Source organism: Rhizobacter koreensis, assembly GCF_013366375.1.
Classification (GTDB): Bacteria; Pseudomonadota; Gammaproteobacteria; order Burkholderiales; family Burkholderiaceae_C; genus Schlegelella_A; species Schlegelella_A koreensis.
This window is the reverse complement of record NZ_JABWMJ010000002.1, coordinates 272,507-292,647: the sequence shown is the minus strand read 5'-3', so window position 1 is coordinate 292,647 and position 20,141 is coordinate 272,507. Positions and strand designations below refer to the sequence as shown.

General features: G+C 66.9%; 15 protein-coding genes. All 15 read right to left on the bottom strand.

Annotation, left to right across the window (positions count from 1 at the left end; genetic code table 11):
* Positions 1-1,574: 1,574 nt before the first annotated feature.
* Positions 1,575-2,483, bottom strand: a complete 909-nt coding sequence (locus tag HQN59_RS26745) for a class I SAM-dependent methyltransferase (protein ID WP_176066779.1) — start codon at positions 2,481-2,483, stop codon at positions 1,575-1,577.
* Between the two features lie 41 nt (positions 2,484-2,524).
* Positions 2,525-3,511, bottom strand: coding sequence for a hypothetical protein (locus HQN59_RS05170; RefSeq protein ID WP_176066777.1), 987 nt, complete (start codon positions 3,509-3,511; stop codon positions 2,525-2,527).
* The gene (locus HQN59_RS05165) at positions 3,508-4,485 is read right to left on the bottom strand and encodes a polysaccharide deacetylase family protein (RefSeq protein ID WP_176066774.1); all 978 of its coding nucleotides are present in this window, start codon (positions 4,483-4,485) and stop codon (positions 3,508-3,510) included. Before HQN59_RS05165 ends, HQN59_RS05170 begins: the two co-directional genes overlap by 4 nt.
* Entirely contained in the window at positions 4,485-5,819 is a 1,335-nt protein-coding gene (locus tag HQN59_RS05160) for a putative O-glycosylation ligase, exosortase A system-associated (RefSeq protein ID WP_176066772.1), read from the bottom strand. The genes HQN59_RS05165 and HQN59_RS05160 overlap by 1 nt, the downstream gene beginning before the upstream one ends.
* Before the next feature lie 59 nt (positions 5,820-5,878).
* A complete protein-coding gene (locus tag HQN59_RS05155) occupies positions 5,879-7,075 on the bottom strand; it encodes a glycosyltransferase family 4 protein (protein WP_176066770.1) in 1,197 nt (398 codons plus the stop codon).
* Positions 7,072-8,430 carry a UDP-glucose dehydrogenase family protein gene (locus tag HQN59_RS05150; protein WP_176066768.1) on the bottom strand — a complete coding sequence of 453 codons (1,359 nt, stop codon included), beginning with the start codon at positions 8,428-8,430 and terminating at the stop codon, positions 7,072-7,074. Before HQN59_RS05150 ends, HQN59_RS05155 begins: the two co-directional genes overlap by 4 nt.
* A gap of 79 nt (positions 8,431-8,509) precedes the next feature.
* Positions 8,510-9,715, bottom strand: coding sequence for a TIGR04063 family PEP-CTERM/XrtA system glycosyltransferase (locus HQN59_RS05145; RefSeq protein WP_176067465.1), 1,206 nt, complete (start codon positions 9,713-9,715; stop codon positions 8,510-8,512).
* A gap of 5 nt (positions 9,716-9,720) precedes the next feature.
* Positions 9,721-11,661 carry an XrtA/PEP-CTERM system amidotransferase gene (locus HQN59_RS05140; protein ID WP_176066766.1) on the bottom strand — a complete coding sequence of 647 codons (1,941 nt, stop codon included), beginning with the start codon at positions 11,659-11,661 and terminating at the stop codon, positions 9,721-9,723.
* A 2-nt stretch (positions 11,662-11,663) separates the two neighbouring features.
* Positions 11,664-12,953 (bottom strand): TIGR03088 family PEP-CTERM/XrtA system glycosyltransferase, encoded by a 1,290-nt coding sequence (locus tag HQN59_RS05135; protein ID WP_342451125.1) that lies wholly within the window; start codon positions 12,951-12,953, stop codon positions 11,664-11,666.
* A complete protein-coding gene (locus HQN59_RS05130; RefSeq protein ID WP_176066764.1) occupies positions 12,950-14,230 on the bottom strand; it encodes a nucleotide sugar dehydrogenase in 1,281 nt (426 codons plus the stop codon). Before HQN59_RS05130 ends, HQN59_RS05135 begins: the two co-directional genes overlap by 4 nt.
* 22 nt (positions 14,231-14,252) lie before the next feature.
* A complete protein-coding gene (xrtA, locus tag HQN59_RS05125) occupies positions 14,253-15,833 on the bottom strand; it encodes an exosortase A (protein WP_176066762.1) in 1,581 nt (526 codons plus the stop codon).
* Positions 15,830-17,047, bottom strand: coding sequence for a TIGR03087 family PEP-CTERM/XrtA system glycosyltransferase (locus tag HQN59_RS05120; protein ID WP_176066760.1), 1,218 nt, complete (start codon positions 17,045-17,047; stop codon positions 15,830-15,832). The genes xrtA and HQN59_RS05120 overlap by 4 nt, the downstream gene beginning before the upstream one ends.
* 2 nt (positions 17,048-17,049) lie before the next feature.
* On the bottom strand, positions 17,050-18,105 hold the full coding sequence (locus HQN59_RS05115) for a FemAB family XrtA/PEP-CTERM system-associated protein (protein ID WP_176066758.1): 1,056 nt from the start codon (positions 18,103-18,105) through the stop codon (positions 17,050-17,052).
* A 3-nt stretch (positions 18,106-18,108) separates the two neighbouring features.
* A complete protein-coding gene (locus HQN59_RS05110; protein WP_176066756.1) occupies positions 18,109-18,966 on the bottom strand; it encodes an XrtA system polysaccharide deacetylase in 858 nt (285 codons plus the stop codon).
* Between the two features lie 7 nt (positions 18,967-18,973).
* A complete protein-coding gene (wecB, locus tag HQN59_RS05105) occupies positions 18,974-20,116 on the bottom strand; it encodes a non-hydrolyzing UDP-N-acetylglucosamine 2-epimerase (protein WP_176066754.1) in 1,143 nt (380 codons plus the stop codon).
* Positions 20,117-20,141 lie beyond the last annotated feature (25 nt).

The window sequence follows — 20,141 nt, the reverse complement described above, 5'->3', positions numbered from 1 at the left end:
GCACCCGCTCGGTTTACCGTCAGCAAAAAATCCCCACCACGTTTTCCTCAAGGCTTGACGCGGCGAGATGCATCTCGATGTTGCGAAGGGCGCCCAAATGCCGATTACTCTCTCGGCAGCGACGCGATACGACCAGGACACGATGAACATCTCACAATCGAACGCTGCTCAACTGTCCAGCGAGTTGCCGGTGATATGCGTGCACGAAGACAGGCCTCGGAATCTCGTCGGGGTAAAGCTAGCTGTGCTCAGTTGCGCTCGGCACGCCCCCGCATTCCGTTTGCTAGTCAATTGTCCCAGTGCGCCGGCTTCTTTCATCAGTTGGCTTGCCGATCAACCCAACGCTAGCCGAGTAGAGCTGCAAGACTCGGGGAGCAAGGGGTGGAATGTAAAGCCTTCGATCCTGTTGCAGTTATTGGATAATTACACTGATGTGGTGTGGTTTGATTCGGACATCCTCGCCACGCGGGATTTCTCCGGACATTTTCGCGACCTTTCCCCTGAAACGCTGGTCGTGACGGAGGAGCCCTTGTGGGGACAGCAGCAGGGCGGTGTCTCTAGGACCATTGCTTGGGGCTTGGAGCCTGCACGCTCCCTCGAAAGCACCGTCAACTCTGGCCTCGTGCGGGTTACTCGGCACCATGTGAAAATGCTTGAAGCATGGCAGGCAATGCTCTGCCACCCGGCTTATGTCGAAGCGCAGGCACACCCCTGGTTCGAGCGTCCTTTACACATGCTCGGAGACCAGGAGGCGCTCACGGCCCTGCTTGCGTCTGTCGAATTTGCACACCTTCCGCTGCACTACCTTCGCCGTGGACGAGACATCGCCCAATGTCTAGGGCCCGCGGGATTCACCCCGTCGGAGCGGCTGAGGGCGATGATCCAAGTAGGGCCTGCATTCATTCACGCCATGGGACCGAAACCGTGGCAACGAGAGGCTGTCGCGCCACCGCTTTGGCGCCGATCAGAGCCCGTGCTCGCAACCTCGCGGCAGTGGTTCGAGTACATGTCCTCGGACCTCTCGCCGTACTTGCTAGCAGCGAGGGCGTATGCGGAGGCACTTCGCGACGACGGCATCTGGACGCGACCCCGTTCGCGTTTGGCGCGCTTGCTTTCGTCAAGCGCGAGCGGCTACGCGGCCCCGGGCCTGATGCTCGCCGTCTTCGACCACTGCACGCGGTGGATGCTTCGAGCGTCCGGTGTTGCTCGCCACACGCGCATCACGCGCTCCGTGCTGACCGAGCGACCTTTTTAAATGCGGCAAGACACGTCCGACGGTGCTTCGCCGCGAGTCCCCTGCCGTAAGCGCCCTGAACCGGCCTAACGTTGCTGATGGCTCTGCATCGAACCGCTCGCCCCGCGAGCTCGAGAAGGGGCGATCTTGCGAGATTTCGAGCGGTTCAACGACATCGTATTGCGCATCGCGCCGAACATGTGCCTTCATATGCGAATGCTGCCAAAGCTCTGGCCGGGCTGGCTTGACACGGCGCCCGGTGCACTCGACGTGCTGGCGGTCCAAAGGCCGCGAAACCAGGTTGCTTGGCCCTCACGTGTGGCGTGGCGCTGCCCGCTGCTCACTTCATCGCCAGCCAGATGCCGCCGGCTGGATTCTTCTCGAAGCGCGGCATGTGCCGGCGGATCGCGTCCGCGTGGTGGATCGCGAGATACGAGCTGAAGAAGACGATGCGGAAGCGGTCATTGAATTGCAGGAACGCCTTCAGCATGTAGTTCTCGTTCCAGGCGCGGCCCTGCATCAGCCACATCTTCGGGTACTCGAACGGCCAGAAGATGTCGTGCACGTGTACGAGCACGCCGCGCTTGAGGCGCGGTAGGACGTAGGTGAGCAGGTGCACCACGTCGCTGCCGATCTTGGCGACGTGCGACGAATCGATGAAGAGGATGTCGTTGGCCTCGAGCTTGTCGAAGAGCTCGAGCGGGACGTCCTGCACCGGCTTGGCGTGGACGGTGCAGCGCTCGCGGTCCTCCGAGCGAAGCAACCCGAGCAGGCGTTCGGGGTAGGGGTCGATGAAGTCGAACTCGGTCGACGAGCCGAGGAAGCGATCGTCGACATCGAGCATCGCGGCCGATGAGTGGCCCGAACCGACCTCGATGATGCGGCGCGGCCGCACGTGCTGCATCAGCAGCGCGAGCACGATCGAGTCGCCGTACGAAAAGTACGGATTCTCGTAGCAGTAGCGGTGGCCGGGTGTCTCCGTGTCGGGAAAGTCGAGGTTGGTGTAGTGCACCGCCATTGCCTCGAGCAGCTCGAGCTGCCGCTCGACGCAATTGTCGATCCCGGGAATCTCCTTGACGGACGAGTCGAACAGCGCGGCCTTGTTCTGCTTCACGAACTGCTCGTCGGGGAGCGGCGAGTAGAAGTGGCCGGGCGGATAGAAAGTCACGTAGGGGTCGAGCGCCTGCGGGGCGAGCGAACGCACCAGGCGCCGCTTGCAGCGGCGAGCGAACCGAACGAGCTGATCCACCAGGCGATCTCCCTCTGCAGCTGCCGTTTTCATCTGACCTGTCATGGGGTGCCGCGGCGATCGTCGGGGCCCGTCTCGAGCAGGCGTGGCGGGATCGATGCGGCTTGCCAATCGCGACCGGCGCGCAGCGCCTTCATCGCGCGCAGCGTGAGCGGTGAGCGCCAGGCCAGCTTGCGCGCTTCGCCGGGCCGATTGTCGGCCCAGTGCAGGACCAGTCCTTCGATGGTCGGCGGCAGCCGCTCCGGCGCGCGGCGTTCGACGCCGAATACGAACGAGATGGCACGTCGCTCGAGTTGGCCGAGCGCCTGCCGCCGCATGCGTCGCAGGTAGCCGCCGAGGGCGCGGTAGGTCCACCACGGTTCCATGTGCTTGTCCCACGTCGCGTCGGCCGCGACCGCGATGTGCGCGTGCATGTCGAAGCGGGTGTCCGCCGGTGCCATGCCGAAGGCCAGGGCGGCGCCGAGCACGGTATCGGTGCGGTAGGTCCCCACGGGCAGACGAAAGCCGCGTGCGCGGATCAGCTCCATCGTCGAGCGGCGCAGCGCGTGCAGGTTTCCTTGCAGGCCGCCGTGCTCGATCATCTCCCTGCGCAGGCGACCTGCGGAGGGGCCGCGCGTCGGCACGCCGGTCGCCGCAAGGCTCGCCGGCTGGCGCGCCAGGGCTGCGGCGAGCCTGCGGAACGCGTCGGGCTCGGCGTACACGTAGCCGTCGAGGAACACCGTAAGGTCTGCCGGCGACCACACGTGGTGCACGTACCAGTTCCAGGCGTTTGACTTGTCACCCGGCGCGAGCTGCCACACCCGCACGGCGACGCCCGCGCGTTCGATCGACGGCGTGCGTCGGGCGAGCGCCGTCGCGAGCGGCTCGTTGCCGTTGACCATCACGTCGATCACCGCATCCCCGTCGCTTGCGGCCACCGCCGTGGCGACGCAGCGGGCGAGGATGTCGACACTTTCACGGTAGGCGAAGATCGCTGCGCGCAAGGCCGTCATCTGGTTGAAGCGCAGCGGGCTAATTGCTCTATTCACGGATTGAACGTCGCGAGCGCCTGGGCACAGCGCAACGCGAACTTTGGCATCGAGCGGTCCCACGGACTGAACCGCGGCAGCTCGAAGATGATCGAGCGCGCGGTCGCGACACCGCGGCGCGTCGAGACGGCGCTCCGGAAACCTGCCTTGGCGACCAGGCCGACGTCGCGCACGGTGTAGTCGACACCGGGCACGCCGTTCGGGTAGGCGAAGCTCTCCACCGGCCGGCCGATCCACTGCGCGAGCTGCTCGCGGCCGGCGCCGATCTCGTCGGCCGCGGCGGCGTCCGACAGAGTGGCGAGGATCGGGTGCGTCATGGTATGGCCGCCCAGCTCGTGACCGGCGTCGGCCAGCGCCCTAAGTTGCGCCGGCGTCATCATGGTGTCCGCCTCGGCGGGCAGGCCCGCGCGGTGCGCGAGCTCCCGGGCGACTTCGCGGCGGCGCTTCGGCTCGAAGTACTTGAGGTCCTTCAGCAGGCGCTCGCAGGCGGCAACGCGGCTCTCCGCGTCGTGCCAGAGGTACTCGCCGAGGCCGACGTCCGTGGCGTCGATGCGGTCGCCCGTGCTCGCGCGCACCGCCTCGATGACTTCGTCGTTCCACATGCGTCCGCCGTCGATGTAGCCGGTCGCGATGAAGAAGGTTCCCGGCACGCGGTGGCGTTGCAGGATCGGCGCGGCGACGCTGAAGTTGTCGGCGTAGCCGTCGTCGAAGGTGATGCACGCGCTGGCGGTCGGCAGCGAGCCCATCGCGAGGCGCTCGACCGCGTCGCCGAGGCGCAGCACGTTGAAGTTGGACGCGACGAACGAGACGATCCGTTCGAAGCGCGCGGCGTCGGGTTCGGAGGGCAGCAGCGGGTCGGGCCTCGCCAGCACCCGATGAAAGATGAAGATCAGCAGCTTGCCGCGACGGCCGGACGGTGCGAGCAGCCCGTAAACGCTGAAGCGCCGTGCCGGGCTGTCGAGTACCGCAGACATCAGAGGGCGGGTTGACGCTGGCCCGGCGCGCCGGTGGGCCCGGCGGGACGGCCAGGTTCCGGGGGTGCCGGCCAGAGGCGCGGCTGCGCAATCGGCTGAACGTGCGCAGCGACGTGCTGCTTGACCAGCAGCATCGCGACCACCGATGCGACCATCAGGTCGTAGGGCAGGTCGAAGTAGGCCAGGCTCAGGAACGCGCCGCCGGTGAAATAGCCGACCAGCGACACCTGCAGCATGCGCGAGAGATGCATCGCCCACTGCAGCTCCGGAACGCCCGCCGCCAGCCGGGTTACCGTCTTGGCGTGCTTCCAGGTGAAGAACCAGATCAGCAGGAACAGGAAAAGGCCCACGAACCCGTGCTCCCCGAGCACCTGAAAGTAGATGCTGTGTGCCGCGTGCACGTCCCACGCGACCGGCGCGTAGCGCGCGAACACGGGGTACTCGTAGATGCTGAACCCACCGCCGAAGAAGTTCGACTTCGCCAGGTTCCACGCCATCTCCCACGCGTTCAGGCGCCCCATCGCCGAGGCGTCCTGCTCGTAGTTCTGGATCGTGCCCATCCGGGCCCACCAGGCGTCGGGCATCATCGACAGCGCCACTATCCCGATGAAGAAGAGGGCGAAGCCCCACAGCATCTTGCGGTCGCCCTTCATCCACATCATGAACGACATCGCCGCGATGGCGAGGAACGCGCCGCGCGACCAGGTGCCGAGCACCGTCACCGCGGTGAGGCCGAGCGTGGCCCACAGGCCCGCGCGCACCCATTTCTGGGTCGCCTGCGTCTGCAGGTAGCGGATCAGCGGGATCGTCATCACGAGCGCGAGCGCCAGCTCGTTGTTGCCCTCGATGAAGCCGCCTGGGCCCCAGACCAGGTAGTTGCCGCCGTTGAGGATGGTGAACAGGCCGCCCTTGGCGCCGTAGAACGCCAGCGAGAAGACCAGGATGCCGACGAACCAGTCGAGCTTGTGCTTGGTGTTGATGAGCGCCAGGCACACGAAGGTCATCAGGTAGATCTTGGCCGAGCGGATGAACAGCGGCATGCTGTCGTCGAAGTAGAACGAGAACGGCAGCGTCACGCAGGTCCAGAGCCAGAACGCGAGCAACGCCATTGCGGCCGGGCTCTGGAACGGCGACCAGCGGTCCTTAGTCAGGAACAGCCCAGTCATCGTAGCAAGCGCTGCGACCATCGCGTGGGAAGCGCCGCCGCTCGCCCACGTGAGAGAGTGCGGATTCATAACGCTCAGCCACGTCCAAAGAATCACGCCGATCCAAGGGCGTTTAAGTGCGCATAGTGCACCAGCCCAGACGACTACGTAGAGAGCGATGTCGCGCATCAAAGTCTCCCAGACTCGAGACAGTGAGTACCGCGTGATACCAACTTCATGACGGCCTCTTAGCTGGCAACAATCGAGCGGAACAGCGAAACCTGCGACCTACTTGTGCTGGACCAGCTGAAACATTCCGCGTACCGACGGACGTCGACGCGGCTTGGTGGGTTGGCTAACAGAGCTCTAATTCCTTGAGCTACTGAGTGAGCATCTCGTCTGGGTACAAGTTGCCCAGTACGGGGCGGAGCCATGACCTCGGCAGTACCCCCGACATCCGTTGCAACTACAGGCGTACCGCAGGCCATTGATTCCAAGAGCACGTTCGCCCATCCCTCTCTGCTTGAAGCAAGCACCAACATGTCGGCGGCGCTATACCACACGGGCAATTGCTCGTTCGGTACCGCCCCAGCCAGGCATACGTGTGACTGTAGATTCAGACGAACAACTTGTTGTTCGAGGCGGCTGCGCTCTTCGCCTTCCCCCACGATAAGCAGGGTTGCATCAGGATAGTCACGTACCAACTGTGCCATTGCCTCGACCACGAGGTGGTGGCCTTTTCGCTCGATCAGGTGACCGACAGATAAGATGAGCGGGCTACCGCCGAGGCGCAGATTTTCTCGGGCAATGCCCTGCTGCACGGGCTGAAATCGCTGGAGATCAACCCCATTGCGCATAACATGCAGGTGTCCGTCATCTATGCCCCAGCCCCTAAGTACCTGCACGAGTGCGTCACACACGCCGATCGAGGCGGCAGCCCTGCGTGCGGCCCATTGCATCATGTGGCGTGGCAGCGTGTACTTGGGGATTAGATTCAAGTCGGTGCCGCGCGCCGTGATGGTGAAAGGTTTATGGAAATATCGTGCCAGAATCGCTGCTGCCACGCCGTCAGGATAGTAGTAATGAGCGTCGATCAAGTCGAAGTCGTAACCTTCACGTATAAGCCCTCTTATCGTTCTAATCGAAGCTGCCGCCAGCAACAGGGGTGCCACGGTCATACCAATCTTCGGTATGAGGGGATAGCGCGGGTGTAAGACGTCGATGCCGTTGCGCCACTCGCGTACCGGAGTACGTGCGATACGTCCGTATTCGCCGAACCTCCGGCTTGTTGAGAAAAACCATGGGACAGGAGCTATGACCTTCGTCTCCACCTCCCCATTGTTCAACAACTCGCGGAGTCGAGTTTCGACAAAAATCCCATGTACCGGTCTGACGCTGCTTGGGAACAGAGTCGAGAAAAGTAACGTCCGCAGTCTGGCTTTCATGGGACAAGCTCCGAGGGCCGCTCCGGAAGCGTATCGCCTCTTCCAACAGCGTAGTACTCGAACCCGCCTGCAGCCATCGTAGAAGGTTCGAACAAGTTACGACCGTCGAAAATGATTGGGCTTCGAAGAAGCTTCTTCAACGCCGTTAGCTCAGGACTGCGAAATTCACGCCACTCAGTCATCACCAAGAGTGCGTCGGCACCTTCGACCGCACGCATTCGATCTGATACGAAGTTGACTCCGCTAAGGTGCGCCACAAGCCTTTGGGCAGCTGTCGCCGCGATCGGATCGTAGGCTTGCACTCGTGCGCCTCTCTTCACGAGTTCTTCGAGAACCACGAGGCTTGGCGCCTCGCGCATGTCGTCTGTCTCTGGTTTGAAGGCGAGACCCCAAATTGCGAGTGTGCGTCCGTTCAGTTGCTCGCCAAATCGGCTTACCACTTTGTCCGCGAGTATGCGCTTTTGGCGGTGGTTGACCCTGTCGACTGCCGTTAATACTTCTAGGTCGATACCGTACTCTCGACCTGTGTGGACCAAAGCTCTCACGTCCTTTGGAAAGCAGGAGCCGCCATATCCAGCGCCGGCATATAGAAAGTGCGTGCCGATACGCCGGTCGCTGCCTATACCTCGGCGTACGAGTTCGATGTCGGCGCCGACCTTTTCTGCCAGCCGCGCCAAGTCGTTGACAAAGCTTATCCTCGTTGCAAGCATCGCATTTGCCGCATACTTTGTGAGCTCCGCGCTGCGTACATCCATGACGTGGAGGCGATCATGGTTTCGGGTGAAGGGTGCATAGAGCGATCGAAGTAGCGAAATCGCTTCGTCATCTTCGCTGCCTATGACCACCCGATCCGGTCGCATAAAATCGTCGATTGCAGCACCCTCCTTCAGGAATTCGGGATTGCTCGCAACCGCGAACCGGGTTTGCACTCCGCGTTCGCTGAGTCGCATTCCAATCTGCGCTTGCACTCGGTCTGCGGTACCGACGGGCACGGTACTCTTGTTTACGATTACTCGGTAGTCAGTAAGGAGGGAACCAACTTTGTCGGCGACTGCTAAGACGTGCTGAAGGTCCGCGGACCCATCCTCAGCCGCAGGCGTTCCGACTGCAATGAAGATGATCAGGCCGTGCGCAATAGAAGAGGCAAAGTCGGTCGTAAAGCGTAGCCTGCCTGCTGCGGAGTTTCGTTCCACAAGTTCAGGCAAGCCGGGCTCATAGATTGGTATTGAACCGGCGGACAATAACCGGATCTTACTTGCGTCGGTGTCCACGCAAAGCACATCGTTCCCCATCTCCGCCAGACAGGCCCCTGTGACCAACCCGACGTATCCAGATCCGACAATGGATATTCTCATGTATTGCTTCTTCTGCTAAGGCTGCCGCTTGCCCTCTCGGGGGTGCCGCGTCCGGCTGAGCTAGTAGCTCGAACAGCCACTAGATCTGAGTGGCGAACTTCTTGAATATGGGGGCGTACTTCGAGACGCTAGTACGCCACGTTCGTTCGTTAACGGCAAACTGTCGCGCTTGCTCTCGAATCCCGCTCCACGAAGCGCGATCCTCGGTCAACTTGAGTACTGCGGCACTTAATGCCGCCGCGTCACCCGCTCGAAAGAGCACACCGGTAGCCCCGTCGCGGATCAGCTCGCGATGCCCGCCGACGTCGCTCGCAACGACGAGACGCCCCTGCGCCATGGCCTCGAGCGGCTTGAGCGGCGTCACGAGCTCCGTCAGGCGCATGCGGTGGCGCGGGTAGGCCAGCACGTCGACGAGGTCGTAGTAGCGGTTCACCTCGTGGTGCGGCACGCGTCCGGTGAAGACCACTCGGCCGGCGATGCCGAGCCGCTCGGCCTGCGCCTTCAGCGCCGCCTCCTGCGGCCCGCCGCCGACCAGCAGCACGCGCACGTCGGGGCGCTGGCGCAGGATCGCCGGAAGGGCGTCGAGCAGCAGGTCGAGACCCTCGTAGGCATAAAACGAGCCGATGAAGCCGACCACGGTGCAGCCGGTGAGGCCGAGGCGCTCGCGCAGCGAATCGTCGGGCGTGCCGCCCGGCTGGAAGTTCTCGATGTCGACGGCATTCGGGATCACCGTCACCTTGCCCGCGGCGATGCCGCGCCCGACGATGTCGCCGCGCAGCCCTTCGCAGATCGTGAACACGTGATCGGCGGCGCGCAAGGCGCGCGTTTCCAGGTGACGCGTCAGGCGGTAGCGCAGACTTCCTTCCCTGGTGCTGCCGTGATCGACCGCCGCATCTTCCCAGAACGCACGCACTTCATAGAACACAGGCAGGCCGAGGCGCCGCCCGACGCGCAGCGCGGGCAGTGCGTTCAGCACCGGCGAATGCACGTGCAGGAGCTGTGGGCGCACGGTCGCGGCGACCTCGGTGACGCGGCGCTCGAGCTCGCGCATCAGGCGCAACTCGCGCAGGCCCGGCAGGCCGGCGTCTGCGTCGGCGAGCGGCGTGCGGAAGAAGTGCAGGTCGTCGACGTCCTCCTCGGCCGACGTACCCGCGCCCTGCTTGGGGCTCGTCAGATGGAAGGTCTGCCAACCGAGACGGCGCTGCTCGCGCAGGATGGCGAGCGTGCGGAACGTGTAGCCGCTGTGCAGCGGGATCGAATGGTCGAGCACGTGGAGGACGCGCAGGCTCATCACGCCACCATCGCCTCGGTTGCAACGGCACCGGTGCTCGCCACGCCGCCATCGATGACGTTGCGCAGGAACGCCTCGAACATCAGCAGCGTCCAGAGCGGCGCGCTGTGCTCGCGGACGCCCGACTGGTGCTCGTCGACCAGGCGCTGGAGCACGCGGCGCTCGAACCAGCCGGTGTCGGCGAGGCGCTCGCCGAGCACGGCGTCGCGCACGCGTTGCTTCAGGGGCCCGCGGAACCAGCGCGTCAGCGGCACCGCGAAACCCATCTTCGGGCGGTACAGCACGTCATGCGGCAATTGCGGCTCGAGTGCCTTCTTGAGCAGGAACTTGCCGGTACCGCCGCGCAGCTTGAGCGACGAGGGCAGGGTGGCCAGCCACTCGACCAGTTCGTGGTCCATCAGCGGCTCGCGCACCTCGAGCGAGTGCTGCATGCTGGCGCGGTCGACCTTGGTGTTGATGTCGCCGACCAGGTAGGTCTTGAGGTCGAGGTACTGGATCAGCGCGAGCGGATCGTCGGTGCCGGCGTTCGCGGCGTGCCGCGAGAACACGTCCTGAGCGTTGTAGCCGCCGAGTTCGCCTTTCATGCGCGCGCTGAAGAGGGCCGCGCGCTGCGGGCCGCGCAGGATCGACACCGAGTGGAAATAGCCCTCGACCGCGCTGCGCGCCATGCCCTCGAACGTGGTCTTGGCGCGGAACACGCGTGGCGCCCAGTCCGCCTTCGGGTAGAGGCGCCCCAGCGTTCCGAACAGCGGGCGGCGCAGCCCCTCCGGCAACGCCGAGCGCATGCGCTCCTCCATCAGATGCATGCGGTAGCGCCGATAGCCGCCGAAGCTCTCGTCGCCGCCGTCGCCCGACAGCGCGACCGTCACGTGCTTGCGCGCCAGCTGGCAGACGCGGTAGGTCGGGATCGCGGAGCTGTCGGCGTACGGTTCGTCGTACGCCCGCGCCAGCGTGTCGATCAGGTCGTAGTCGTCGCTCCTGACCGTCTCGACCGAATGATGCGTGCGGTAGCGGTCGGCAACCATCTTCGCGAACGCGGCCTCGTCGTACGCCGGGTCGTCGAACGCGATCGAGCAGGTGTTGACCGGGTCGGTCGAGACCCCGGCCATCATCGCGACCACCGCGCTCGAGTCGACCCCGCCCGAGAGGAACGCCCCGAGCGGCACCTCGGAGATCATGCGCAGGCGCACCGATTCGCGCAGCCGCTCGACCAGCTCGGCGCATGCGTCGTCCTCGCCGATCGGGTTGTCGAGCGTGAAGCGCACGTCCCAGTACGGCTGCGGCGCGGGCACCGGTCGGCCGCGCCGGATGGTGAGCGTGTGGCCCGGCGCGAGCTTCCTCGCCTGCGCGAAGATCGAACGCGGCTCGGCGACGTAGCCGAGCGCGAAGTACTCCTCCACCGCCAGCAGGTCGAGGTCGCGCCGCATGCCACCGTGCGCGAGCAGCGACTTCAGCTCGGAGCCGAACAGCAGCATGCCATCGTCGAGCAGCGCGTAGTGCATGGGCTTGACCGCGAGGCGGTCGCGCGCGAGGAAGAGCGTCTCGCGATTGCGGTCCGAGATCGCGAACGCGAACATGCCGCGCAGGCGCTTGACGCAGTCCTCGCCCCAGGCTTCCCAGGCGTGGACGATGACCTCGGTGTCGCTCTTGGTGCGGAACGTGTAGCCGAGGGCGATCAGCTCCGCCATCAACGCCTGGTAGTTGTAGATCTCGCCGTTGAAGACGATGGCGATGCTGCCGTCGCCGTTGAAGAGCGGCTGCTGACCGGTCGACAGGTCGATGATCGAGAGCCGCCGATGGCCGAGCCCGAGGCCGGGCTCGAGGTGCAGGCTCCCCTCGTCGGGGCCGCGATGGTGCTGCGACTCGTTCATGCGGTGCAGCACCGCACGGTCGATGGTGCGCTTGGCGCGAGTATCGAAGACGCCGGTGATGCCGCACATGGTCAGCTCCCCGCCGTGCGGACTGCGCGGCCGCGCGCGGCGAGCATGCGATCGTAGAGCGTGCGGTACGACGCCGTCATCGCCTCGAGCGCGAAGCGCGCTTCGGCGGCGGCACGCGCGGCACGCCCGAGAGTGGCCGTGCGCGCCGGGTCCACGGCGAGCGCGGTGATCGCGGCGGCGAGGGCGCCGGGGTCGGCCGCCGGCACGACGACACCCGTCACGCCGTCCTCGACCAGTTCGGGGTTCGCACCGACCGCGGTCGCGACGACCGGGATGCCGGTCGCGAGCGCTTCGAGAATGGTGTTCGAGATGCCCTCGGCGAGCGACGGCAGCGCGAACGCATGAAAGCCCCGCATCAGCGCGGCGACGTCGCTGCGCTCGCCCGGCAGCCAGGCGAGGTCTGACGCGTCGGCAGCGGCCAGCAGCGCCTCGACGTCGGCGCGCAGCGGACCGTCGCCGACCATCACGAGGCGCAGCCGCTCGCGCAGCTCCGGTGCGCGCTCGAGCGCGCGCACGAACGCCTTGGCGAGGTTGAGCGGATCCTTCACGGCCTGCATGCGGCCGACGCTGCCGACGATCCAGTGGCGCGCCGGGTCGAACGGGCAGCCGCCGATCGGGTCGGGGGTCGAGCCCGCCGGAGGATGGAAGCGCCCGGTGTCGACGCCGTTGCAGATGGCGGTGACGTGCCGCGGCGCCACGCCGATGCGCGCCAGCAGGTAGTCGCGCAGCTCGCTGCCGAGCGCGACGTAGTGGTGAACGAACGGCCGGTAGAGGCGGCGCACCCACTGGTACTTGCGGTTGTCGCCGCGCAGGTCGCCGACGTCGCGGCCGTGCTCGCCGTGGATGCGCACCGGAACGCCCGCGGCCCACGCCGGCACCACCGCCTCGAGCGCCGCGAGGTTGCGGGTGTGGACGACGGCGGGGCGCAGCGCGCGGAACAGTCGGAACAGCGCCGGGTACATCCAGAAGCCATGACCCGGCGGCTGGTGCAGCGCGATCACCGGCACGTCGGCGCGCGCGATGCGCGTCTTGAAGTCGGTCGCCTCGGTGAGCGCGAGCACCGCGTGACGGTACGCGCCCGCCGGCATGGTGTTGATCAGGTTCACGACGCCATTCTCGAGGCCGCCGACATCGAAGCGGTAGACCACGTGCAGGACGAGCGGGCGCGGGTCGGCGAGCCAGCCGCTGCGGTCGATCGGCACGGCGAGCGCACGATCGAGCGCCGCGACGACGTCGGGTCGCGGCGTGACCGGGGTCGCGCCGATGCGCTGGCTGTTCGACGTCGACGTCACAAGCGCCACAAGCGGTAGCCGGCGGCCTGCAGTGCGGCGCCGTCGAACGCCGACTTCACATCGATGAAGGCGCCGCCCGGCGCGAGCACCGGCGCGAAGTCGCTCGCCGCGAGGCCCGCGTACTCGACGTGTGCCACCGCCGCCACGATGGCATCGGCCTTCGGCAGCTCGTGCCACGCCTTGAGTTCGACGCCGTACTCGTGCTTGGCCTCGGCGGGGTCGGCCTGCGGGTCGCTCACGCAGACGTCGACGCCGTAGCTCTTGAGCTCGGCGATGATGTCGATCACCTTCGAGTTGCGCAGGTCGCCGCAGTTCTCCTTGAAGGTGAGGCCGAGCACGTTCACCTTGGCGCCCTTGATGGTGCTGCCGGCCGCGATCATCTGCTTGATCGTCTGCTCGGCGATGAACTTGCCCATGCTGTCGTTGATGTGGCGGCCCGCGAGGATGACCTGCGGGTGATAGCCGAGCATCTGCGCCTTGTGCGTCAGGTAGTACGGGTCGACGCCGATGCAGTGACCGCCCACCAGGCCCGGCTTGAACTTGAGAAAGTTCCACTTCGTCCCGGCCGCCGCGAGCACCTCGCTGGTGTCGATGTTCATGCGGTCGAAGATGATGGCGAGCTCGTTCATCAGCGCGACGTTGAGGTCGCGCTGCGTGTTCTCGATGACCTTGGCCGCTTCGGCGGTCTTGATCGACGAGGCGCGGTGCACGCCGGGGATCACGATCGACTCGTAGAGCTGGGCCACGCGTTCCAGCGTCTCGGGCGTGTCGCCGGAGACGATCTTGAGGATCTTGGTGAGCGTGTGCTCCTTGTCGCCCGGGTTGATGCGCTCGGGCGAGTAGCCGACGAAGAAGTCGGTCTTCCAGGTCATGCCCGACTCGCGCTCGAGCACCGGAATGCACACCTCTTCGGTCGCGCCCGGGTAGACGGTCGATTCGTAGACCACCGTGACGCCGCGCTTCATGTGACGTCCGGCGCTGATGCTGGCACCGATCAGCGGGCGGAAGTCGGGGATGTGCGCCTCGTCGACGGGCGTCGGGACCGCCACGACGATCATGTCGGCCTCGCCGAGCAGCTTGGGGTCGGCGGTGTACTCGGCCTGGGTCGCGGCGCGCACCTCGGCATCGTCGAGCTCGCGCGAGGGATCGACGCCACGCCGGCACGACTCGACCTTGGCGACGTCGATGTCGAAACCGATGGTGCGCGTCTTCTTGCCGAAAGCGACGACCAGCGGCAGGCCGACGTACCCGAGTCCGATGACTGCAACGGTGTTCATTCTTGGTCTTTGGTGCTGACGTTCAGGGACGGGTCGCCGCCAGGGCGGCGCCGTTGGGGTGACGGGTCTCGTGCAAGCGGGCGACGATCGCGGCGAGGTTCGCGCGGGTGAACGCGTCGAGCGTCGCGCGGCCGCTGCCGGGCCGGTCTTCAGGGCTGTGCAGCACGATCACCGCGGCGTCGTCGCCGCGGCCGCGCAGGCGGTCGAATGCCGCGTAGACCTTGGCCCACGAATCATGCGGCGTCAGGTGCTCGGCGACCCAATAGACCTGCCATACCCGAAGGCTTTCGTCGGGCGCGCCGAGGCCGCCCTTGCGGCGCAGGAGCGCGCTGCGGAATTCGACCGTGTTGCCGGCCGACTGGCTCCGCTCGATGATCCACGGGCCGACGCGTGCCCAGTTGGGGTCGTCGCTGTGCACGAGGGCGTTGCCCGAGGTCACGAGCTTGCGGTCGTAGGTCTGCTGGCGGTAGTAGCCGACGTAGACGCCGACTGCGCCGCCCGCGCCACGGTAGGCGCTCGTCGCCTCGGCGGCCGTGTTCTGGAACGACGGCTTCCATTCGCCGCTGCCCACGGCCGGCCAGCGCGGCGCGAGGTCCGGCAGCGCCGCCAGCTGGGGCGGCGTGGCGACGATGCCGTCGTCGATGACGGCGAGCGCGATGTGCGGGATGGCGGCGACCAGCAGCGCGGCGGCGGCCACCGGCCCCAGCGTGGCGAAGCGGCGCGCCCGCGGTGCGACGTCGGCGAGCGGCTTCGCGGCGGCAGCGCCCGCGGGCTCCTGCCACCACGCGCCGAACGCGAACATCAGGCCCATGACGATGCCGAAGAAGACCCAGCCGTAGATCAGGTGGTCGACGCCGACCGCGAGCTTGTTGTTCGACAGGTGCCCGATCATCACGATCATGTAGGCGCGCAGCCAGTTGGCGACGATCGGCACCAGGATCGAGATCGCGATGAAGCCGACGCGGCGCCGGTACGAGCGGTACTGCAGATACGCGAAAAGCGTGCCGACCATCATCGAGGCGATGAGGTAGCGCACCCCGCTGCACGCCTCGACCACCGACCAGGCGCCCGACGGGATGATGAACAGCATGCCTTCCCGGTAGACCGGAATGCCGCTGGCGCGCAGCGCGACCACCGTGAAATCGGCGGTCCACGTCATCAGCTGCGGCAGCAGGAAGTCGCCGATCGGCACCGCGAAGAAAAGGAAGAGCAGCGGGAAGAGGATGGTGTGGGCGACGCGCAGGCCGAGCACCGCCGGCACGGCGAGCACGAGGAGCCCCACGAGCGCGAGCTGGGTCACCGCGTTGGTGGTCGCCAGGTCGCCGAACAGCCAGGCCACGGCAATCACGAAGATCGGCACCAGCATCCACGGGTTCGGCGACGGGGTGAGGCGAAGCATCGCCTCGCGCTGGCGCCAGATCAGCCATAGCGAGATCGGCGGCACCAGGAAGGCATGCGCGAAGGTCGACGAGCGCGCCCAGATCGAGACCATCGACTCGGCGGTCTCGCGGTAGACGGCAAGGATGCCGATGACGACGAGCAGCAGCGCCGCGAGCGCGCGCCGCCAGTTCGGCGAAACGTTCGACCAGGATGGCGGGGTCATGCGGCCAGACCTTGTTGAAGGGCGTCGAGGCAGCGGTCGACGCCGGCGAGATTGGCGTCCCAGCTGTAGCGGCGAAGCACGAACTCGCGGCCGGCACGCCCGACGGCTGCGGCGTGACGCGGGTCGGCGAGCAGTGCCTGAATCTCGAGCACGAAGTCGTCGGGGCTGGTCGCGGCGAGCAGTTCGCGGCCGAGCGTCGCCCCGATGGGCGCCGCACAGGCATCGGACGCGACCACCGGACGCGCCATCGCCATCGCCTCGAGCACCTTGTTCTGGATGCCGCGCGCAATGCGCAGCGGCGCCACGACCACCGCAGCGTGCTGCAGGTAGGGCCGGATGTCGGGCACCGCTCCCGTCACGCGGACGCAGTCGGAAGCGAGCGCCTTCACCGTCGCCGTCGGATTGCGGCCGACGATGTGGAACTCGGCGCGAGGCTCATGGGCGCGCAGCGCCGCAAGCACGTCGCGCGCGAACCAGCTCACCGCGTCGACATTCGGCCAGTAATCCATCGCGCCGGTGAAGACGATCGGAAGCGCACTGTCGGAGGCATACGGCGACGCGCGCTCCGGATCGACCGAGAAGTAGTCGCTGTCGACGCCGTTGCAGAGCGCCTCGACCGTCGCCGCCGACTCCGGAGCGAGGCTGCGGAACAGGGCCGCCTCGTTCTCCGTGACGAAGAACGAGTGCTCGGCGCGCGCCGCGGCGGCACGCTCGTGCGCGAGCAGCAGACGCCCCTCGCGCGCGTAGAGCCAGCTCAGGGGCCAGCGGTGCTCGGCTGCGTACTGCGTCCACTTCGCCGAGTCGACGTCGACGAAATCGACCACCACCGGCATGCCGCCGTGGCCGTCGACGTACTGCAGCATCGCCGACGAGAACACGATGGTCGCGTCGATGCGCTCGCGTGCGCAGGTCTCGTCGACCCAGCGCTGCAGGCGCGGGTTGCGGTAGTAGCGCAGCGTCAGCGCCTCGTCGCGCAGCAGCGCCGGCAGGCTCGCCACCCTGGTAGCGCGCGGCTCGATGCGCTCGACGTGCAGACCGCTGCAGAGCGCACGCACGGTGTCGAGGTGCTGCTCGTCGTCGGCGTCGTCGATGAAGGTGCCGACGAACACCCGATGGCGCGCCACCAGGTGCTTGAGCAGGTGGTACGAGCGCACCTTGTCGCCCTTGTTGGGCGGGTACGGCAGCCGGTGCACCAGGTAGAGGAGGTTGGCCATCGTCAGCCGAGGTTGCGCACCACCAAGGGCCCGATCCGGTTCACCAGCGCGAGCGGCAGGCGCCGCCACGTCTCGATCAGCAACCGGTACTTCGGGTTGGACGGATTGTTCTGCGGCACGCTGTCGCGCTTGTAAAGGCAGTACTCGTAGTGGAGGGGCCGCGGCTCGAAGCCCCAGTTCTTCTTGAACGAGAACGAGCCGGTTCCCTGCTTGCTGCGGCCGAAGTCGAAGACGCGCACGCCGCGCGCCGCGGCGCGTCGCATCAGCTCCCAGTATTTGAAGTCGTTGGCGGCGAGCTCGCGCGCCGCCGGCGCATCGCCGGCGTAGTAGGGCAGCACTTCGTCACGGAAGTAGAAGCTGAGCACGCTGCTGACCGGCTCGCCGGTCGGGCTGGTGACCGTCTGGATCTCGAAGTCGGCGCCGAAGGTCTGCTGCAGCGCCGCGAAGTAGCCCCGCGGCAACGCCGGCGTGCCGTGCCGGTGCACGTTGCTCGCGTAGAGCGCGAAGAAGCGGTCGATGTCGACGTCGACGGTGCTCTGCAGGCCGTTGGCGATGCCCTTCCGCACCATCGCGCGCTGCTTGCGCGGGATCGCCTGCAGGTTGCTCGCGTCGTCGGCGGCGATCGTCTTGCGAAAGGTGGCGTAAAGGTCCTGACGCGGCCAGTCGGCGTGGCGCTGGTCGAGGTTGCGGAACTCGAGGTGCTCGACCTTCAGTCGCTGCGCGAGTGCCTGTGCGGCATCCTCGAGCGCGCGCGCTGCCGCCTCGCTGCTGGCGGCGATGCCGCCGTATACCGCGAACGGCAGGCTGACGAGCGAATTGCCGAACAGCAGGCTCTTGACCTGCGCGAGCGGCAGCACGCCTTCGATCCGGCCGTCGACCTCAGCGTAGAGGAAGTGCGTCGGGTGCCGGAAGACGCCGTGCAGCACCGACTGCCAGCCGGCGCGGTGAAAGAACGTCGCTTGAGGGCAGGCGAGCACGAAGGCGTCCCAGCGCGCTGCCGCGACAGGATCCGCTTCCGGCAGTCTGTGAACGGCCGGGATCACTGCGGTGCGGTCCATCGCTCAATGCCCGAGCGGGCCGGCCGCGGGTACGCGGTCGAGGAAGATGCGGTCCATGCGATCCCAGCGGAAGTCGCCGAGCAGCCGCTCGAGGCGTGCCTCCATGCGGCCGATGTTCAGGTAGTGGCGAAAGCGCGTCTTCGCCCCGATGCCCGGAATGCGCGGCTGGCCAACGTCGATCTCCCACGGGTGAAAGTAGAAGACGGCGGCCTCGCCGTCCTGCTCGTTCACGCGCTGCAGCATCCAGCGCGAGAGCGCGTACGGCAGCAGGCGGAAGTAGCCGCCGCCGCTCGACGGCAGGTTGCGGTTGAGCACCCGCAGCGTGGTGATCGGCACCTCGATCAGGTCGCCGTTCGTGCGATGCGCGAAGCGAGGCGCATCGGGCATGCCGTAGTGATCGTGACGGATCGGATAGATGCTCGAGCTGTAGCGGTAGCCGGCTTCGGCGATGCAGTCGAGCGCCCACAGGTTGCCGGTGCCGATCGAGAAGCTCGGCGCACGATAGCCGAGCACGGCCTGCCCCGACACGTCCTCGAGGATCGCCTTGGCACGCGCGATGTCGGCGCGGAACTCGGCCGCGCTGAGCTCGCTCGCGCGCTGGTGGCCGTAGCCGTGGCTCGCGAGCTCGTGGCCGGCAGCGACGATGTCGCGCACCAGCTGCGGGTAGCGCTCGGCAATCCAGCCGAGCGTGAAGAAGGTCGCCCGCGTGTCGTGGCGTTCCAGCATCGCCAGGATGCGCGCGACGTTGCGCTCGACGCGGCACTCGCGCGCGTCCCATTCGCTGCGCGCGATGTGCGGCGCGAACGCCGAGACCTGGAAGTAGTCCTCGACGTCGATCGTGAGCGCATTGGCGATCGGCATGGTGGCGTCAGGCGGCGGCTGCGAGCGCCGCGGGTTGCAGCCACTGCCAGAGGTCGTGCGCGATGCGCTCGGCCGCGCGGCCGTCCCAGAGCTCGGGTGCGCGGCCGGTCTTGCCGCGGCCGGCGAGGATCTCGTCGACACCGGCCAGCAGCGCCGCACCGTCGCGCCCGACCAGCGTGTTGGTGCCTTGCTCGACCGTGATCGGCCGCTCGGTGTTCTCGCGCAGGGTCAGGCAGGGTACGCCGAGCGCCGTGGTCTCCTCCTGCAGCCCGCCCGAGTCGGTGAGGACCGCGGTCGCGCCGGCCATCAGGCCGAGCATCTCGAGGTAGCCTTGCGGCGGCAGGATGCCGATGCGTCGAGGGTCGATCAGCCCGCCGAGCCCGAAGCGCTCGACGTTGGCACGCGTGCGCGGGTGCATCGCGAACACCAGCGGGAGGCGCGTCGCGACCTCGGCGAGCGCGCGCAAGATCGAGCGCAGCGTCGACGGCTCGTCGACGTTCGACGGGCGGTGCAGCGTGACGACGCCGTAGCCGCGCGGGTCGCCGACCAGCGCGGCATCGAGGCCGTGCGCGGCGAGGGTCGCCGCCGGTGCGCGCGCATGCGGGCGGCTCGCCAGCAGCGAGTCGATCATCACGTTGCCGACGAAGACGATGCGTTCCCGGTCGACGCCTTCGCGGGCGAGGTTGTCGGCCGCGCTGCGCTCGGTGGTGTAGAGCCGGTCGGCGACCTGGTCGGTCAGCACGCGGTTGATCTCTTCCGGCATGCGGCGGTCGAAGCTGCGCAGGCCCGCCTCGACGTGCACCACCGGAACGCCTCGCTTCACCGCGACGAGGGTGCACGCGAGGGTCGAATTGACGTCGCCGACGACCACCACGCACGCCGGCTGGTGGGCGTCGAGCGCGGGCTCGAAGCGCTTCATCACGTCGGCGGTCTGCACCGCGTGACTGCCCGATCCGACCTCGAGGTTGAGATCCGGCTCCGGCAACCCGAGGTCGGCGAACAGCTGGTCGCTCATGCTCGCGTCGTAGTGCTGACCGGTGTGCACCAGCAGCATCGGCAGCGACGGGCGGTGCGCCGCGAGGGCGCGCAGGATCGGCGCCATCTTCATGAAGTTGGGCCGAGCGCCGACCACGCAGAGGATGGGGCGCATCGGCGCCGCCGCGTGCGTGTCCGAT